The sequence below is a fragment of the Siminovitchia terrae genome (assembly GCF_003605405.2).
Lineage (GTDB): Bacteria > Bacillota > Bacilli > Bacillales > Bacillaceae_C > Siminovitchia > Siminovitchia terrae.
The window spans coordinates 1-16,850 of record NZ_QYTW02000041.1; the positions used below are offsets into that span (position 1 = coordinate 1).

A 16,850-nucleotide genomic window follows, 5' to 3' on the forward strand; every position below is an offset into this window, starting at 1 on the left:
TATCGTGCGAATTTACTTTTTATTGTGCGAAAAACAAGATTATCGTGCGAACGCTGTTTTTCAGCTCTCCATCTGAGAATATTCCCTCCAAAAAAAGGACAGAAAAGGGCGTTGTTCCCTCTCTATCCTAGTACCTGAGTCTTCAACATCTGCACCCGTTGTTCCTTTCTGTGAAGACGATCAAGCCCTCTTCAGACATGGTTTTCCCATGATTTTCTCCTTCATCCTTTCCCCTGTCGGCGTTACCGCAAGTCCCCCAAGGGCAGTCTCTTTTAACGTGCGTGGCATGTTCTTTCCAATGTCGTACATAGCTCCAATGACTTCATCAAAGGGAATTCGACTTTTCAATCCAGCAAGAGCCATATCAGCGGATGAAAAGGCAATCGAAGTGCCAATCACATTCCGCTTTATACAAGGTACCTCCACGAGTCCCGCCACTGGATCGCACACTAGCCCTAGTAGTGACTTGAGAGCCATGGCTCCTGCATGTGCAGCTTGTTCTGGTGTTCCTCCCCTCATTTCCACAATTGCCGCTGAAGCCATAGCTGTCGCAGATCCGACCTCAGCCTGGCAACCTCCAGCAGCTCCAGAAATAAACGCACGATTGGCGATCACATACCCTACAGCGCTGGCTGTGAACAATCCCATCACAAGTTGGTCAAAAGGAATATCGGTATTTTCCTCCAAGGCAAAAATACAGCCTGGCAGTACTCCGGCCGACCCTGCGGTAGGTGTAGCGACAATAACCCCCATCCTTGCATTCGTTTCAGAGGTGGCAAATGCGTATTTCATTGCATCGATCATCAGGCTACCCGTCATGTAATTCCCTTTTTCTTTATACTTTTGCATTAAATATGCATCTCCACCTGAAATGCCGCTCGGAGACAGTGATGGATCTGCGATTCCACTTTCAATCGCTTCTTTCATTTTAAAGAGGCGCTCTTTCATCATATCGAAAATTTCATCACTGCTTTTTCCTGTCTTTTCTTTTTCAGACTCAATCATCAGCTTGCCTATTGTCATTTCTTTTTCCCGGCATAATTGAAGCAATTCTTCAATGTTATGAAATGTCATCCTTATTCATCTCCAATCCTGAAGATACCTCTGTCTTACGGACTCAATATCCACCTTGGAATTTAAAAATATGTCTGCCATCAGTCCATTAATCAGGAAAATTTTCGAGACCCCTCCGCCAAGGGAAACGCCTCCAATTTCAATCGAATTGAACCTGTTTTTCATTTTTACTAATAGTGTGTTGGGATGTTCATAATACGGACAGTTTTCTTCCAATTGGAAGGAAACCTCCATTTTTTCCTGCTTTGCAAGTTCAAAAGCATGCTTGATTCCAGGATTATCCGTTCCAAGCCCCAATAAGCCGCCCAAGATGGCCTTATTTGTTCCGTGGCCCTGGTATGTTTCCGAAAATGAATCGAAAAAAGTGATTTTCACAGATTCCGGGATCTCTCCAAATAAGTCATGCCCAAATTTCCCGATTGACACAACCCCTGCTGTATGGGAGCTGGACGGTCCAACCATAATAGGTCCGATTATATCGAAGCAACTGTTAAAAACCATCTAAACGCCTCCACATCTATCTGACCAATGATTTTTGATAAAGAGGATATGAATCACATAGTTTCCTAATACTCTTCCGAACTTTCTCCTTGACTGCGGAATTACCTTTGTTTTCTAAAATATCAGCAATATTGGCAGCGATAACATCCATGTCGCTTTCTTTCATTCCACGAGCGGTGAGCGCAGCCGTTCCAATTCGAATGCCACTTGTGACAAAAGGACTTTCAGGGTCATAGGGTATCGTGTTTTTATTAACAGTCATGCCGGCTTCTTCCAATAAATGCTCTGCTTCCTTTCCAGTTAGCCCCCATGGCCTTACATCCACCAATAGAAGATGGTTATCTGTTCCACCGGAAACAATGGCTGCCCCCGCTTTCTTTAAAGATTCTGCAAGTCGAGATGCATTCCTCACAACTTGGGATGCATATGAAACAAAACTTGGGTTAAGGGCCTCCTTAAAGGCTACAGCCTTCGCTGCAATCACGTGCATGAGCGGTCCTCCTTGGATACCGGGAAAAATGGCTTTATTGACACCCTTAATGATTTCTTCGCTGTTAGTTAAAACAATTCCGCCTCGCGGCCCTCGCAACGTCTTATGAGTCGTACTTGTCACGACATCCGCATACGGAACAGGAGAAGGATGAAGACCAGCAGCGACGAGACCGGCAATATGTGCCATATCAACTAGAAAAAAAGCACCGATTTTATCAGCAATCTCTTTGAATCTAGGAAAATCAATGGTCCGTGGATAAGCGCTTGCCCCTGCGATAATCAAGTGGGGACGTTCCCGAAGAGCTGTTTCTTCCACTTCGTCATAATCGATCAAATGAGTATCTTCTCTCACTCCATAGGAAACCACTTCAAACCATTTCCCAGACATGTTGACTGGGCTGCCGTGGGTCAAATGGCCGCCGTGTGACAAGTTCATTCCCATGATCTTATCTCCGGGGTTTAGCAATGAGAAAAAGACAGCCATATTTGCCTGAGCTCCAGAATGCGGCTGAACATTCGCATATTTGGCACCGAACAACTCTTTCAAACGATCAATGGCCAAATTTTCCACAACATCCACATACTCGCATCCGCCATAATAACGTCTGCCAGGATATCCTTCGGCATACTTGTTCGTTAAAACAGAGCCCATAGCCTCCATCACATCTTCACTGACAAAGTTTTCAGATGCAATCAACTCAAGTGATTGATCCTGTCTTTTCCGTTCTTTTTCAATTGCCTGAAAAATCTCAACGTCTACATTAGACAAACTCATTGATTCTTCCTCCTTTTTTCCTATCTAGCCCCCCTGTCTTTTAAAGAACAACAAAAAAGGACAGGGGAAAGATAGATATACATCTACCTTCCTCTGTCCTGTTACCTGAGAGTTTAACTTCAATCACGAAGTATTCCCCTTGGGTGGCCTTGAAAAGGCTCTCTCCAGAGACGCGTCCAAACGCGGTACTTTTACCTGAGAGATTGGATCCCATGGTTTTTTTGGGACTTGCTCCTTCGGTGCTAAACAAATAGTTTAGTCTCTCCCGCATTCGTCATTCGCAAGTATTTCATTTTTTATAATATATCTTGTTTTTTCGAAATTGTCAATAAGTATAATAAAGGCAAAGTGGTTCTATTCCGCTTCAAAATCAGTATCTGTTTCATTGGCTACAACAAACTCTAGCCAGTGTGACCTTCGTCATTCACTAAGTACTTCAGTCCATCCCGAGCAGTTTGAGAAACCGTGTTATTCCCATCGCCATCAGGATTGGTCAAACCCAGATCTTTCATTAATTCATCTATATTTTCTGTCGTTAATTCCGGATTTGAGGATTGCATGATAGCTCTGATCAAATCAAATGCAGTTTGGCGAGTAGAATCGCCTCCCTTTACTTCCAGCAGAACAGCCTTCAATTCCTCATTACCCGTATTAGCCATCCCCGTAATTACGTAATCTTCACCAAACTCAAATCCCGCCGTACTGATACCATCATCTTTCTTGTCCCAGTTATAATCCCCCATTTGGAAATCGATCTGATCATCAGAAGGTACTTTTTCATTGTAACGGGTTTTAAACTCATCCATCGTCATCCCAATTTGTTCTTCCTTTAGCTCAGTCTTAGCTGTTTGTTCCTTCTGTCCTTCATCCTTTTTATCATTATTGTCATTATTGTCATTCGTCTTTTCCGCACTATTTTCTGCTGTAACCGGTGTTTTATTGTCTGACTCATTATTCCCACATGCTGCAAGTCCAAATACAAAAAACAGGCTTAGCAGGAGTACTGCCATTCTCTTTTTCATTCAAACCCTCTCCAATCCTTCTACTTTACAACATTCCAATCGTACGAAAAGAAGGTTTTAATTTCAATAATGAATTTCCGCATTTTCAAAAACAAGTATTTTATACTATGCCTTATTTCTTATCAGTGTCAGGTATTTATTTAAGTGGTCAGACGAAATGTTTCACTATAAAACTGCTAAGTATTATACTTTCTATAATTGGAGAAGCATTGCCAGGATTAGAACTTCTATGGATGAGATTCGGATGCTACTTTTTATTTATAAATGGTCCTATCGCTAGGTTTAGGAGTATTCGAATGATCGTATATTTGCAACACTTTTGTTTGCTGAACAGCTGGCTTCATTTGATATACTCATGACATACATCAAATAAGGGGCGAGGATATTGAAACTATATCAATTCAAAGATGTTTTATACATGAAAAAAGGAAGAGCTCTCACAGTGGAAAATGAAGAAAAGGAGCGTATCGGTATCATCGAACAGGCAGATATTTCTGGCTGTGAGAAAGGGCATGTTTTTTCATTTACCGTTGATGGCGGATCCTCTGTTATGCTTGGAATAAAAAAACGCAGTATCAAAAACTTTCTTGTTGCTACATATGTTATAAAAACAGAAGAGAAAACCTATACCCTCAAAGATAAAGTGGGTAATAGCCTACTCTATTTTTGTATTGAGGGTAACATCGAGAGACAAATTATACGAATTGAAGAAAATTGGAGCAAGGATCTTGAAATAAAAATAGATCAAACACATATCGCTACTATTAAGGCGAATGACTTTACGTTTAAAACAACGATATTCATCGAAGATGGCATCAGTGAGTCGTCCACCTTTTTTGCTATCACTGTGTTGATGTACTTTATGTATAAAATTTATAATAATGAGTCTGAGTTTATTGAAAATATTTTGTTTGATTAGCAAGATGCGAATAGGTTGATTCACCGCAACTCAGTCACAAATTTTCTTACACGATAATCCGAATGCTTCATAAAAAAGCTCTGCTGTTAATCCTTCATCCGAAATCCTCGTCTGGTCTCTCCTTTATCCAAAAAGAGAGGGGGAAGGCGATTCATCAAACCACCATCGAGTGGGTGACTTCTCGCCTATAAGGCATGAGTTATCTTCTATCTTTCTTTCACATTTCTACAATCTTAGGAATCCGCTTGATCAGACGTTTGATTGACTTATTCGATTCACGGAGTACAAGATCTTGATCAACAGTTTGGACAATTCCTTTTTCCAATACGATTTTTCCATTAATGATCGTTGAATCCACATCCGCCCTTGTCGCAGAATAGACGATTCTGGAAACCGGATCAACTTCGGCAGACGGGAACGTATGGAATTTGTTCAAATCAAGAATGGCGACATCCGCTTTCTTTCCGACTTCAATGCTGCCTATTTGATCTTCTAGCCCGACAGCCCTTGCACCGCCAATTGTTGCCATTCTGAATATCGTTCTGGCATCCATGATCGTTGGTCCATGAATCGGCTTTTGAATCAGTGAGGCCATTCTCATTTCATTGAACATATCGAGATTATTATTGCAGGGGGCACCATCCGCTCCCAGGCTGATATGAGCCTGCAGATCAAGCATGTCAGGCACATCTGCTATTCCCGAAGCAAGTTTCATGTTGGAGCTCGGGCAATGACTCACCTTAATGCCACGTTCCTTGATGATCCGCTTTTCTTCATCATCCAGCCAGACACAATGTGCCAAAATCAATTTTTCGTTTGCAAGACCGATATGATCAAGATAAACGATATTTCTCATTCCTCTTTGCTGTTCAACAATTTCGATTTCCTTCCTGTTTTCCGACGCATGTGTGTGCACTTTTACATCATAAAGGTTGGAAAGATCACGCACCTCTGTCAACAGTTCTTCAGTACAGGAAACAACAAATCTTGGGCAAAAAGCATATTGGATCCGTCCGCCATCATATTGATTCCATTTTTCCAACAGGTCGACGCTCTGCTGGATCGACTTTGTCGTATCCTCCAGCAAGAGATCAGGGACGTCGTCTCCCATATCCATCATTACTTTTCCTGCCAAGCAGCGTATACCGCTTTCGGCCATCGCCTGGAATGCAGAATTAGTGTGGTTGACAGTTTCCATGTCAACAATAGTTGTTGTGCCGCTTGAAATCAATTCCCCCAAACCCAGCATGGCTGAATAGTAGCTTGACTCTTCGTCATGTGATGCTTCCAACGGCCAAATCCTTTTTTGAAGCCAGTCCATCAGTTCTAGATCATCGGCTTGCCCTCGGAACAATGTTTGGCAAAGATGAATATGCGTTTGGATAAAACCAGGGATAACAGTTTTATTTTTTGCGTCAATTACTCGGTCAGCCTGATTTCCCAGATCCTTGCCAATACGTTCGATTTTATCATCCACCAATAGCAAATCACCTTGGACAATCTCCTCCTGGGCGTTCATCGTTATAATTTGCGCATTTTTAATCAGTATGCTGGACATGCGTTTTACCTCTCTCTCTTTATATAATCAAATGCGCCTTGGCGTATTTGCGCCCAGATTTTATCGAGCTCCTCTCGATAAATTCCCTCTGAAAATCTGTGGCATCCGCCGGAGGCTTTAACTTAGTTCGGCCGGGGTTTGCCCCTCACTGAATGGAATACGAATATGTTTTCTTCTCACCACTTACAGAAGTGGGAGACTTCTGCTGAATGAAGTTAAAAAGCCTTGGTTCCCTCTTTTGAAAATTTCACCGCCAACTCTTTATAAAAGTCAAAAGACCTTAAATATGCCCGAATATCAACGTATTCATTCGGCTGATGGGCGAGGCTTTCATCGCCAGGCCCGTAAATGAGAGTTGGTATCCGGCTGTCAGGATTCAATACAGCTGCATCCGTATAATAGGAAACTCCGTGCAAGGAATTCTGTTTATTTAAGTCCATTGCTAGGCGTATCACCTTGTCCGATTCATTCGTTAAAATAGCTGGCCGGTCCAATTGTAGATGGACAGAAAAGTCCGGTGACCGATCTGCTGAAAACAGTTCATTTAAATTGTTTTTGATTTCTGTGAGTAATTGTTGGTGGGATTGAGGAGGAACAGATCTAATATCCACAGACATGCTGCAGCGGTCAGGAATGACATTCGTTTGGACTCCTCCATTTATTTTTGTTACTGCTAAACTGCTTTCGCCAAGTGGCTCCGTGGATACTTTCCACTTTTTATTTAAACTATCCAGCATATGAATAACTTTGCTCATCCATTCTACTGCATTGACCCCCTTATCCGGCATGGAGCCGTGCGCTGTTTTTCCTAGCGTGACAATTTCTATCCACAAGGCGCCTTTATGCCCAATAACGACTTTTTCATTAGTTGGTTCGCCGATTACTAGAGCCTCCACATTTTCCATCGTCTGTCCTTCCAAATATGTCCGGGCTCCGCAGCTGTCAACTTCTTCGCCTGCAGTTGCCAGGAAAACAATTTCCTTTGAAAGCTTTCTTCCTTCCTTAAACAAAGATTCAATAGCCAAGTACATGGCCGCAAGACCGCTTTTCATATCGGATGCACCACGTCCATATAGCTTTTCTCCCACTATTTCACCGGAAAAAGGAGAGTACATCCATGGTTGCTCCCCTGGTAATACCGTATCCATATGCCCGCAAAAGACCAATTTCTCATCGCCTTCACCCTTTAAGCGGATTTCAAAATTGCTTCTCCCCGAATCAATTTGGGTTATCTTGTAGGGGATGCCGGCTGTTTTGCATCTTTCAGCCAGCATTTCCGATACTCTATCTTCATTTCCAGGTGGGTTGGAGCTGTCAATTTGAATCATTTGCTGCAAAAAACGGACCGCATCCATTCAATTCGCCTCCACAATTTGCATTTTAAGAGACGTAACTTTAAACCCGTTTACGGGAGCCATATCCTGAGAGCAGGTTGAGCAGGCAATGACAACCTCTTCAAGCGCCCTTAGACGGACATAGTCGCCGGGCTTGGATAACGGTTCATGGATTTCATAATCCCCTTGATCATCCAATACATTATTCATAAATAAGTTGATTGGATCAGGAACCGATTCATTGCCTAAACCGAACTCCCTTAGTGCTTTATTCAAGTTATCATGGCAATTAGGATGGTCTTCCATGCCAAAGTCATTTTTATAGCGGTAATAGTCACATGCAGGGAAAAAGAAATCATGTTTTCCGACTGTATCTTCAACAAACGTCATTAGCGGGCGGCGTCTGTTACTGTATAAAGCATCCCCTGGCTTCAAGCGAATACTGCTGAGGGAAGCCCTCATATGAACAGGTGAGACAAATTCCTTTGGGTCATTTCTGTTGAAACAAACAAAGTCACCGACCTGCTTTCCTTCCATATCGATGATAATCAGTTCTTCCCCTGGTTTTAACAGTGCTCCCCTGCCTTCATACGGAGGAATAATTATTTCTTCCCTGATTCGTTCCTGCGCTGAATTCACCACCAAAAAACACCTCTTCCCTGGTTGTTTAATCGATAAATAAAGCTACAGCTCTGATTGGCGATCCTGTCCCTTCCCTGATCTTGAGCGGCAAACCGAAATATAGGAAACGCATTCCGGCAACCTGATCTAAGTTGATAAGGTTTTCCGTATTGGATATTCCGTACTCCCGGCAGACTAAATGGCCTGAATACCGTTCATCCTTCGGATTGTCAACAGAAGGAGAATCAATGCCAATATTGACTACACCTCTCTCAGCAAGCCATTTAGCCCCTTCGTAATTAAGGCCTGTATAGCGCGTTAGCCACTCATCTGTTCCAAACTTTCGGTTATAATGACCTGTATACAAAAGGACAATGTCTCCTTTTTCAAGAACTTGCTGTGATTTTTGTAGTGCAGACTCCAGATCACTGGGCGTGATATAGCCATCCGGAGATACATGCGACACATCCAGACAGACAGCAGGACCATAATAATATTCAAGAGGCATATCGTTTATATATTTGCCGTTTGGATCGAATTCGTACGTAGCGTCGGTATGTGTGCCGCCATGCTCGTTAATTAAGATATTATTTGTGGCAAATTCGAAACCTATTTTTTTCAAACTTTCTTCATGAGAAATGTTCTGCCATATATGTGTGGGCTGATGCAGTGGAAATATCGGCATGCCCTGATAAATTTCCTGTGAAAGGTCAATCAGTCTGATACCCATTTCAGCTGCCTCCTTCCTATTCCACAACCGGGGAAAGTACTTCAAATTTATTTACATCGATTAACCCCATGTCCGTAATCTTCCATTCCGGGCTGGTGACAAGTGACCAGAAGGACAAATGCATGAATGGTACAGGTATCCCGCATCCCAGCTCGGATTCCGCTAGTCTTGTCAGTTCTGTGATTTTTTCACTCACTTCTTGTCCGCTCAATTCATCCGTAATTAAGCCCCCAACTCTCAACGGAAGGTCTCCGACTACTTTGCCGTCTTTAATCATCGCGATTCCTCCATCCATCGAGATGACCCTGTTTACGGCCGTCACCATGTCTTCATAATTGGTGCCTGTAACAATAATATTGTGTGTATCATGAGCCACACTTTCCGCGATTGCCCCACTTTGAAGCTTAAAGCCATTCAAAAATGCTTTTCCAATATTTCCAGTCCTTCCATGTCTTTCAACAACAATGAGTGGGAGAACATCCTGTTGAAGGCACGGTTGAACAACACCGTTGGAAACGTTCAGATTGAATTCCTGCGCACTTGTCAGGTTTTGGAACGGAATAGCAACTATTGAGCGGACGCGAGCACGGCTTCCATTCGCTTTAATGTGAAGGTCTTCCACCTTGACATGTCCTCTTTTAACAGACTTCTTAACACTTTCAGGATAAGTATATGAACCAAAGTCAATCGTCAATTCTCCTCTTTCCGCTGCCAGATTTCCGCTGAGATAAACCTGGTCAATGATCATTTCATTCAAGTTGCTGATAATCGCAATATTAGCACGCTTGCCCGGAGCCAAGATTCCGACATCTTTAAATCCAAAGTGAGTTGCCGGATTGATTGTCCCCATTTGGATCGCTTCGACCGGGTCTACTCCTTGGGCGATTGTACGTCTAATAATGTCATTCATATGACCGTCCTTCAGCAAATCCTCCGGAACCATGTCATCCGAGACAAGGATCGCACGTCTTGAATCCATTCCTTCTTCAGTGATAGCCCGGATACATTCGGCCATATTTCTTTGGGAAGAGCCTTCCCTCATAAACACACTGACTCCGTAGCGAAGCTTTTCCATCATTTCTTCTTTTGTTGTTGTTTCGTGGCATGATACATGCCCGCCTCCGCTGATGATATGCGCAGCGAGCTCTTTTCCGAATAAAGCTGGAGCATTTCCTTCAACCGTTTTGCCGATACTTTCAGCATAGGATACTGCCGCAACGAGATCATCGATCAGTTCAGGTGCATTCTCATAAACTGGTCCGATATTACTAAAGCTTTGAATCTCTCCGATTCCCTGAACATAAGGATCATTTAGTAGCTCTTCCATGTGGGAGGAATTCACATCAAAGCCGGCGGTTTCAAGCCCGGGAGCATCCGGTACAGCACAAGGTACGGTAAAATAAATCTGATTTGGCAAGGTCTTGGCTTCCTTAATCATTTCCTGCATACCGTGAACTCCCAAAACGTTCCCAATTTCATGCGGGTCAGCTACGATAGTAGTGGTACCTGTAGGTATGGATAAACGAGAAAATTCCGTACAAGTTAACATCGCGCTCTCAAAGTGCATGTGTGAATCAATAAAACCGGGCGATATAAACTTTCCTTTAACAGTTTCAACTTTCGTCCTGCTGCCGATCAAAGCGCTAGCGTCTCCAACCATCAGTATGTACTCGCCTTTTATTGCCACATCCGCTTCATATATTTCCCTTGTAACCGTATTGATCACATAACCGTCCTTTAGTACAATATCCGCATACTGATTGGAATCTAGGAGGACATCGATCAGCTTTCGATACTGAACGGCCTTCTTTATATTTTCAGCCTTCATATTTCACTCTCCACCCTTCTCCTCTCTCATTCCAAACTATCTATAATTCCTACTATCGCTGCATCCACAGGAGCTTCCTTGTTCTGAATGGCTCTTGATGCCATACTTCCCTTGACAAAGATGACTTTTTCGCCGATTCCTGCGCCGACTGTATCAACGGTAATAATGGGCTGAGAATCCAATGGGATGCCATCTAGGCCGATTGGCTGTGTAACCAGTAACTTTGTCCCTACTAACCTCTCATCTTTTCTAGTTGCTGTGACTCTCCCAACTACGATTCCCATTTCCATAGAGTTCTCCCGCCCTTTCTTCGCAGATTTCAATTCGATATTCCTGCGCAGCATCTCGTGCCAACGGTGTGATGATTATTCCCTGTCCTACCTGAATGAACCGTTCTCCTGCTTCTGCATGTCGTTTAATCATTTCAGCAGTTATGACCTGTTTGTCTTTTTTCAAAGAGGCTGGTTTAAAATATGTTTGAAGTTGTTCAGCGTTTTTGATCAACTGAAGCCCGAAGCCTCCCAGCTGCTGAAGTCGTTTTTTCATTTCATGTTTTAAAAAAGGGGAACCTTGGTTCAAACCCGCCTCCTTCCAAATGAAATGGTAAGGATCTGCCCCGGCAGAGTTTGCACTAACTTTCTTTCCACTCATCAATGCCCATAATAAGAGTCTGATAGGAGTCTGTTTATCATTGAAATTTAATAAGTCCGATACTGTAGAAAAAGGCAAGACCGGGATGTAAAAATAGTCCACTTTCTCTTTCCGCCTTTCTGCCTCCTCCAATGAGATCCAATCATCGACTCCTGCTTTGCAGGCAAGGGCTGAAAGATTTAGATGATGATCAAGAACCCGCTGATCGGGGCATACCTGAATTCTTAAATGTCTGCCGTAACTCTCCTTTAATTCTTTTAAACCTTTTAAGCCTTCATCCATCCCATTCATATGATAGAAAAGGAGAGCAAGCACTGTTTTGGGGCGTGCCTCAATGCTGCTCATATTTCTGTAAAACAGCTCATGCAAAGTCGACTCTGCCAAAGCGCTTTGCCGGTTTACTAGCACCCTTATTCACCTTTTGAAAGAAGCGCACGCTCAACCTCACTGTGCGGTCTTGGAATAACATGGACACTAACGAGCTCCCCTACACGGCTTGCTGCGTCCGCACCTGCATCCGTCGCAGCTTTGACCGCACCTACATCTCCTCGTACCATAACTGTTACGAGTCCAAATCCTACTTTTTCATAACCGCAAATTTCTACGTTTGCTGCCTTTACCATCGCATCTGCCGCTTCAACCGCACCTACCAGCCCCTTTGTTTCCACCAATCCTAAAGCTTCTCCACCCATATGAAAACCCTCCTATATTTAAAATTATTTATGCTTTCTTGTCTCCGTCCCCTTTTCTAGCTTCACCCTTTGTATCAGCTTCACTGACTGTATCTTTATCTTTTGACTGGACCTTCCTTGATTTTGAGCTCCCCGCAGACTTACTTATTTTCTTTTTCAATTCAGCAGGTGGCCGGGCTTCATCTTGAGATTTCTTTTCAGTGCTTTCTCTAATCAAGAATTTACTCAACAACTTTTGACTTACTTCTGAGTGAGCTCTTGGAATAACATCAGTTGAAATGATCTTTCCGATCAATTCTCCCTGCTTTCTGCCTGCGTCCACGGCTGACTTGACGGCTGCAACATCGCCGGAAAGATGTATGGTTACCCCAACATATCCGCCGACTCCTATCACCTTTTCCATACCAATAATCTCCACATCTGCCGCCTTCACCGCAGCGTCTGCCGCCGAAATTGCTGTCGTATAACCAACAGTCTCAATCAGTCCTAATGCAAACAATCACCCCATCCTCCTTTCCGGACTAAATTGTTATCTTGTCTGCGCTTTTCAGCTTATCAGCCTGCCTGCTTCTTTCTTCAGCTCCGTAACAAGCTCGGAAATGACATGATAGTTTCCTTTCAATAACAGGTACTTTTCCTCAATTTCATAGTCTATTCCAGTATTCTCAAAGTTTTTCAGCAAGGAATCCATCAACACAATACTGGTGTAATACGGTACTCCTTCCAAGATGGCAATCGCATCGACCGATAGGCTGATATTGAGCTGTTTCGTCAACCATGGGCTTGGAGATATGATTGTATATGATTCAAAATGTTTTAAAGCGCGCCTGTTAAGCTTTTGATAGATTTCATTCATGACCCTTTCAAGCCTGTCGACATCATCATCATAAAATTCAGCAGTAAAAGGTGCATCACCGCCCCTTTCCCATGATATGTAAAACTTGATGTCCTGGTTGTCACGAATGATTTCATTGACCACCAAAAGATAACTGGGCAGACATTCAGGCATTTTAACTGCACCTATCGCCGCTCTATTTAACGGCCGCTGGAAGCTTCCCATCAGTTTCTGTGAAAGAGTCGGGAAAAACCATACACAGCCGCCGTTTCTAGTATGCCCGATGATTTTGGCAGATTTCGTTTGCTTGTGATCGCCTCTTGCTGGTTCAGCGCTTTTTCTTGATACCTTCCCTTGTGCCATGGAAATCGATCTGAGCCTTGATATGGACTCCTCATTGAAATGTTTATCCGATAATCCATTTGGTCGGCTTTGAACTGCAGCTTTTTTATTGCCAATAGATGACGGCCTTGATTCTTCCAGCACGGAAAGCCTTTGCTCTTGTTTTAACTGCTGGTAGTTTGGCCTTTTAATATCACTGAGAGATACGTTGGCAGGCGGCCTGTTCTTGTTATTCACGCTATTCGTCATGATCATTTTATTTCCTTGAAGGACCTCCTGCACTACCTGCTTCATCACATCTGACAACTTTTACACCTCCTTATCAAATGCGCCTTGGCGTATTTGCGCCCAGATTTTATCGAGCTTCGCTCGATAAATTTCCTCTGAAAATCTGTGGCATCCGCCGGAGGCTTTAACTTTATTCAGCCGGAGTTTGAACCCCCACTGAATGGAATACCAATAGGCATTCATCTCACCACTTACTGAAGTCGGAGACTTCTGCTGAATGGAGTTAAAGAATCTTTTTTAGCTCAGGATGTGGTCGTGGAATGACATTTGATGAAATCAGCTCTCCTCCGGCAATTTCATGGGCAAGCCGTCCAATTTCCACGGCGGATTTTACATCCGCAACATCTCCTTCTACAATGACAGTTACCAGGCCGGACCCGACCCTTTTCAAGTCAACCAATGAAATATTCGCTGCTTTTGCCATTGAATCCAGCGCCTCTATCGCTGCCGTCAGTCCCCTTGTTTCCACTAATCCTATTGCACTCATCCAGTCTCACCCGCCTTTGCCTCATGGCTTATAGTGCGTGTTCAAAAGTTGCCAAAAGCAATAAAGTTGAGGCGGCTTGTTTTATGCAGCGGATTGTATGCTTTTTGATACATGAATAGTACAGAAACAAGCCAACGAAGAAAGTTTGCCTCTTATTATTTGGTGACTTTTTGAACATCCTCTTATAAATAATCATTCAAATCAATATCAATAGGGACAGACGTTCTTCTGAACATCTCTTTTTCGGAGAGCGGGTATGTTGCATCTATCCCCATTTTGGCAGATACGCCTCGTAAATTATGTGATGATTCCAAGGGAGAGCCTTTTGCTCCAGGAATAATGAACACATCTTGATCGGCCTGGCAGCGAGTAGCAATCGCCCACTCGACATCCTGAGGATTAAAAATATCGACATCGTCATCAACAACAACGACATGTTTCAAATCTTTATCACTTGCAAATGCGGCCATCGCAGTTTGTTTAGCATCGCCTTCCGTCCTCTTTTCGATTTGAATAATAGCATGCAGGCGTGCTGCAGCAGCCATCGTCACATGGACCGCTTTTACATTTTCTACTGTTTGTCTAACAGTGCTTAACAGCGTCATTTCACGAATAAGGCACATCGGTAGTCTTTCTTCCGAACTTGAGGGGAAAATGGTTTGGGAAATAGGATGATTCTGGTAGGTAATGGCCGTCATTTCAACAATAGGCTGAGGTTCGTTCCCGCCATAATAACCACCGAGCTCTCCGAAAGCTCCTTCCGGATCTCTTTCATACGGAAGTATTTTTCCTTCCAAAACGATTTCGGCCTCTGCAAGAACTTCAATATCCACAGTCTTGCATTGAACCACATCCAGTGGTTGTCCGAGAAGCGCTCCGGACACATCCAATTTATCCGCATGAAATAATTGTGTACTGACCTGTGATGCCAACACAACTGCTGGAACTACTCCAAACATAACAGCGATTTCCATTGGTTCTCCTCTTTCTTCAAAATACGCGAATTGCCGATTCAGCTCGGGAGAAGTTATAACGATATTCGTTCTGTTTCCACCTATAAACTTCATCCTCCGAATGGATGTATACCTTTTCTTTCCTTCCAGATCTTTTACAACCAGAACGCCTGAAACATAATAGGCTCCGCAGTCTTCTGCATGAAAAATCGGTATTGGAAAAAAATCGTCTAAATCGAACGGAGGCAAAACAACGTTTTCGTGAACAGGTCCTGTAGGAACGAGCCTTGTAGGAAGAGGATTAATGATGGCATCAACCATCTTTGGAAGCAATTCCGTCTTATCGACACCCATGCTGTCAGCCATAAACTTCCGACTTCCCCCTAAGCCTGCGACCATGGGAACAGAATAGCCTTGAACATTCTCAAACAGAACAGGCTGCTCCCCTTTCATGGCTCTGACGACAGCCCCCAGTTCATATTCGGGGCTGACCTCTTTTTGGATACGGTGCAACAATCCACGCTTGTCCCAATCAGTAAGTAGCTCTCTCAAATTAAGGGGATTCATTTTTCTCACCCCATCTCTCCATCAATTCATGTTCAATATCCAATTCATCCAGTATTCTGGCAACGATAAAATTCACCAATTCCCAAATTTCTGTTGGCCGGTGATAAAAACCTGGACTTGCTGGTAAAATCGAAACACCTGCTTCAGCCAAAGTTGTCATGTTCCGTAAATGGATCACATGAAAAGGAGCCTCCCTTGGCACAATGACAAGGTTTCGTCTTTCCTTCATAACCACGCTCGCAGATCTGGTCAATAGAGTATCCCCCACTCCATTGGCAATTGCGCCTAATGAATTCATTGAGCAAGGAACAATGACCATCCCATCCGTCTTAAAGGAACCGCTCGCAATAGAAGCAAACAAATTCTGATTATGATGGATTACAGCATACTCTTTTAAATCTTCCATTTTTATGCCGCATTCGAATTGCAATACCTTTACTCCCGTTTCGGTAGCAACTACGTGGGTTTCAACTCCCAATTGATGAAGCGCACGGATCAATGTATACCCATACAATGATCCGCTTGCTCCCGTTATGCCGACGATGATTCTCATTTTCCAGCTCCCGTCGTCACGACTAAACCGTCTGTGCGTTTTGGGAGAATTTCTTTTTAGCGGCATCCATATATTCATCTGTCGTCATCACTTCACCGAAAATTCCAATATCTCGAAGACCTCCACGATGCATATCCTCATCCTGGGATGCAGTTGAGTCGGACAAAGCGATCACGTTATATCCGTGATACAATGCATCTGAAGCCGTGCTTCTTACGCAAACATTTGTCCAAACTCCTGTAAGGACAACTGTATCAACTTTTTCTTCCCTCAAAAACAAGTCGAAGTCTGTATAGCTGAACGCACTGTGGCGACGTTTTTGTACAACATAATCCCCTTTGTCCTCCTCGGGCTGAAGTTCCTCAATAAACTCCGATCCCCATGTACCCTTGATCGCATGGACCGGCCTTACCCTGAAATCCGCATCATTTTTACGATGAGCTTCTTGAACATGAACAACCTGAATTCCATAATTATGGCAAAAATCAATAGCCTCTCTAATTTTTGGAACAATTTTTTCTCCATTTTCACATCTCAATGCAGCCTTCTCACCAATAAAATCATTCAGCATGTCAATGATGACCAATGCATGCTTTTCACCTTTCAGCTTTGTCATAAATATCAATTC

20 protein-coding genes and 2 riboswitches are annotated in these 16,850 nt (G+C 43.3%); of the genes, 1 reads left to right on the forward strand and 19 read right to left on the reverse strand.

Features of this window, described 5'->3' with window-relative positions; genetic code table 11:
* Positions 1 to 180: 180 nt before the first annotated feature.
* The 4 genes from sdaAA to D5F11_RS24135 form a co-directional block, all read right to left on the reverse strand.
* A complete protein-coding gene (gene sdaAA, locus D5F11_RS24120; protein WP_120118700.1) occupies positions 181 to 1,074 on the reverse strand; it encodes an L-serine ammonia-lyase, iron-sulfur-dependent, subunit alpha in 894 nt (297 codons plus the stop codon).
* 6 nt (positions 1,075 to 1,080) lie between these two features.
* Positions 1,081 to 1,575 carry a serine dehydratase beta chain gene (locus tag D5F11_RS24125; RefSeq protein WP_120118701.1) on the reverse strand — a complete coding sequence of 165 codons (495 nt, stop codon included), beginning with the start codon at positions 1,573 to 1,575 and terminating at the stop codon, positions 1,081 to 1,083.
* 16 nt (positions 1,576 to 1,591) lie between these two features.
* Entirely contained in the window at positions 1,592 to 2,842 is a 1,251-nt protein-coding gene (gene glyA, locus D5F11_RS24130; RefSeq protein ID WP_120118702.1) for a serine hydroxymethyltransferase, read from the reverse strand.
* A 91-nt stretch (positions 2,843 to 2,933) separates the two neighbouring features.
* A riboswitch (glycine riboswitch) is annotated at positions 2,934 to 3,012 on the reverse strand.
* A 3-nt stretch (positions 3,013 to 3,015) separates the two neighbouring features.
* A riboswitch (glycine riboswitch) is annotated at positions 3,016 to 3,120 on the reverse strand.
* Positions 3,121 to 3,243: 123 nt separating this feature from the next.
* Positions 3,244 to 3,864, reverse strand: a complete 621-nt coding sequence (locus tag D5F11_RS24135; RefSeq protein WP_120118703.1) for a hypothetical protein — start codon at positions 3,862 to 3,864, stop codon at positions 3,244 to 3,246.
* A gap of 385 nt (positions 3,865 to 4,249) precedes the next feature.
* On the opposite strand from D5F11_RS24135, the gene D5F11_RS24140 reads away from it, so the two are divergent.
* Positions 4,250 to 4,783, forward strand: a complete 534-nt coding sequence (locus tag D5F11_RS24140; RefSeq protein WP_120118704.1) for a hypothetical protein — start codon at positions 4,250 to 4,252, stop codon at positions 4,781 to 4,783.
* 217 nt (positions 4,784 to 5,000) lie between these two features.
* Here D5F11_RS24140 and D5F11_RS24145 read toward each other — a convergent pair whose 3' ends face one another.
* The 15 genes from D5F11_RS24145 to D5F11_RS24210 form a co-directional block, all read right to left on the reverse strand.
* Positions 5,001 to 6,341, reverse strand: coding sequence for a 5'-deoxyadenosine deaminase (locus tag D5F11_RS24145; RefSeq protein ID WP_120118705.1), 1,341 nt, complete (start codon positions 6,339 to 6,341; stop codon positions 5,001 to 5,003).
* Positions 6,342 to 6,556: 215 nt separating this feature from the next.
* Positions 6,557 to 7,696 (reverse strand): M20 family metallopeptidase, encoded by a 1,140-nt coding sequence (locus D5F11_RS24150; protein ID WP_120118706.1) that lies wholly within the window; start codon positions 7,694 to 7,696, stop codon positions 6,557 to 6,559.
* Entirely contained in the window at positions 7,697 to 8,317 is a 621-nt protein-coding gene (locus D5F11_RS24155; protein WP_245998314.1) for a DUF1989 domain-containing protein, read from the reverse strand.
* Positions 8,318 to 8,342: 25 nt separating this feature from the next.
* Complete coding sequence (locus tag D5F11_RS24160; protein WP_120118708.1) at positions 8,343 to 9,026, reverse strand: cyclase family protein; 684 nt, start codon at positions 9,024 to 9,026, stop codon at positions 8,343 to 8,345.
* Between the two features lie 16 nt (positions 9,027 to 9,042).
* A complete protein-coding gene (locus D5F11_RS24165) occupies positions 9,043 to 10,854 on the reverse strand; it encodes an adenine deaminase (RefSeq protein ID WP_120118709.1) in 1,812 nt (603 codons plus the stop codon).
* A 26-nt stretch (positions 10,855 to 10,880) separates the two neighbouring features.
* Positions 10,881 to 11,144: a EutN/CcmL family microcompartment protein gene (locus D5F11_RS24170; protein WP_120118710.1), complete on the reverse strand. Its 264-nt coding sequence runs from the start codon at positions 11,142 to 11,144 to the stop codon at positions 10,881 to 10,883.
* A complete protein-coding gene (locus tag D5F11_RS24175) occupies positions 11,104 to 11,913 on the reverse strand; it encodes a hypothetical protein (RefSeq protein WP_120118711.1) in 810 nt (269 codons plus the stop codon). Before D5F11_RS24175 ends, D5F11_RS24170 begins: the two co-directional genes overlap by 41 nt.
* A 2-nt stretch (positions 11,914 to 11,915) precedes the next feature.
* Complete coding sequence (locus D5F11_RS24180; protein WP_120118712.1) at positions 11,916 to 12,197, reverse strand: BMC domain-containing protein; 282 nt, start codon at positions 12,195 to 12,197, stop codon at positions 11,916 to 11,918.
* A gap of 28 nt (positions 12,198 to 12,225) precedes the next feature.
* Positions 12,226 to 12,696: a BMC domain-containing protein gene (locus tag D5F11_RS27955; RefSeq protein WP_120118713.1), complete on the reverse strand. Its 471-nt coding sequence runs from the start codon at positions 12,694 to 12,696 to the stop codon at positions 12,226 to 12,228.
* 48 nt (positions 12,697 to 12,744) lie between these two features.
* A complete protein-coding gene (locus D5F11_RS24190) occupies positions 12,745 to 13,680 on the reverse strand; it encodes a hypothetical protein (RefSeq protein ID WP_120118714.1) in 936 nt (311 codons plus the stop codon).
* A 3-nt stretch (positions 13,681 to 13,683) separates the two neighbouring features.
* Positions 13,684 to 13,845 (reverse strand): hypothetical protein, encoded by a 162-nt coding sequence (locus D5F11_RS27060; protein ID WP_185830896.1) that lies wholly within the window; start codon positions 13,843 to 13,845, stop codon positions 13,684 to 13,686.
* 40 nt (positions 13,846 to 13,885) lie between these two features.
* Positions 13,886 to 14,149, reverse strand: coding sequence for a BMC domain-containing protein (locus D5F11_RS24195; protein ID WP_120118715.1), 264 nt, complete (start codon positions 14,147 to 14,149; stop codon positions 13,886 to 13,888).
* A gap of 182 nt (positions 14,150 to 14,331) precedes the next feature.
* Entirely contained in the window at positions 14,332 to 15,669 is a 1,338-nt protein-coding gene (locus tag D5F11_RS24200) for a UbiD family decarboxylase (protein ID WP_120118716.1), read from the reverse strand.
* Positions 15,656 to 16,222 (reverse strand): UbiX family flavin prenyltransferase, encoded by a 567-nt coding sequence (locus D5F11_RS24205; RefSeq protein WP_120118717.1) that lies wholly within the window; start codon positions 16,220 to 16,222, stop codon positions 15,656 to 15,658. The genes D5F11_RS24200 and D5F11_RS24205 overlap by 14 nt, the downstream gene beginning before the upstream one ends.
* Before the next feature lie 22 nt (positions 16,223 to 16,244).
* Complete coding sequence (locus D5F11_RS24210; RefSeq protein ID WP_120118718.1) at positions 16,245 to 16,838, reverse strand: cysteine hydrolase family protein; 594 nt, start codon at positions 16,836 to 16,838, stop codon at positions 16,245 to 16,247.
* Positions 16,839 to 16,850: the final 12 nt, after the last annotated feature.